Below are 1,321 nucleotides of genomic sequence, written 5' to 3'. Positions count from 1 at the left end.
CGCTGCCCTTACCGCCATCGGTTTTGCCGCCAATGCCAACGCAGCCGGCGGCGATTTTGCCTGCGGCGTCACCACCCAAACCCAGGGCGGCATGCTCGCCGTGCAGGGCAAACTGATGAGCCCGACCGCCCTTAACGGCGAATATCACTTCGCGCTCAAGAGTTCCGGCGGTGGCGGCTCCACCAATATCAACCAGGGCGGCCAGTTTTCGGCCGAGCCCAATGCCGAAGTCGCGCTCGGCCAGGTCATGGTCAACGCCAATGCTCACGTGAACGTGGATTTCACCGTCACCGCCAATGGCAAGACCTACGACTGCTCGCAGAACGCTACCCATACCTGATCAGGTTCGTCGCGCCCTGCGGCGAGGCGGGTCGGCCTGACCTTCCCCGATCCGCCTACCTGCCCCGGCTTCGACCGGGGCTTTTTTTGTGCCGGCGAAAACAGTGAACGAAATCTGAATGCACCGCTCCGGATGGGTTCAGTCGGCGATGGCTAATCTCGATTCATGAGCTGGAACACCAGCACCGGGAACGCACAAACGCTTTGGAGAACCATCAAATGACCATCACCTTCACCAAGACCGTCGCCGCCGCCGTCACCGCTCTTCTCATCGGCATTTCGCCCGCCATGGCAGGCGGCCAGATCTCGATCGGCTTCGCCCCCTCCGACCCCAGCCAGGCCCAGGCGCTTGGCCTTGGCCTCCGGATGTTCTCCGTCGTCCAGGGCATGTCGGCCCACGGCGCCAATGCCTACCAGAATGGCAATGGCAACTCCGCCGGCTTCAATCAGAACGGCTCGAACAATTCCGGCCTGATCTTCCAGGACGGCAATGGCCACAACGGCACCATCAGCCAGAACGGCAACAACAATACCTGCGGCCTCTTCCAGTTCGGCCAGGCAACCAATGCCCAGTGCATGCAGAACGGCAACGGCCAGAGCGGCATCACCACGGTGTTCGGCTTCTGAAGCCAGCAACAGCACCACGCCAGACGACGGGGCCGCAGGGCCCCGTTTCTTTTTTCCGCCATCGCGGGCAAAAATGTCGAACCGGTCGCACTGGGATCGTTGTGACTGTGAGCCGGCAACGATTGCCGCCAACAGAGGAGAATGCCATGCGTGTCGTTGTTTTTGTCAAAGCCACGGTCGATAGCGAAGCCGAAATCATGCCCGGGTCGCAGTTGCTCGAGGAAATGGGCCGCTACAATGAGCAACTGGTCGATGCCGGAATCATGCTCGGCGGCGATGGGCTGAAACCCAGCAAATACGGAAAGCGCATCGTGTTCAACGGCGTCGGCCGTTCGGTCGTCGATGGCCCCTTTGC

General features: G+C 61.4%; 2 protein-coding genes and 1 pseudogene. All 3 read left to right on the top strand.

What is annotated here, in order from left to right; genetic code table 11:
• Nucleotides 1–340: curli-like amyloid fiber formation chaperone CsgH (csgH, locus tag J0I64_RS08275; protein WP_291407115.1), on the top strand; the 340-nt coding region annotated here is incomplete at its 5' end.
• 218 nt (nt 341–558) lie between these two features.
• A complete protein-coding gene (locus J0I64_RS08270; protein ID WP_291407114.1) occupies nt 559–966 on the top strand; it encodes a curlin in 408 nt (135 codons plus the stop codon).
• Nucleotides 967–1,112: 146 nt separating this feature from the next.
• Nucleotides 1,113–1,321 (top strand): annotated as a pseudogene (locus J0I64_RS08265) (YciI family protein); the annotation flags it as partial.

Origin of the sequence: Devosia sp., from assembly GCF_017307565.1 — a bacterium.
Taxonomy (GTDB): Bacteria; Pseudomonadota; Alphaproteobacteria; order Rhizobiales; family Devosiaceae; genus Devosia.
This window is presented reverse-complemented; position numbering and strand designations above follow the sequence as displayed.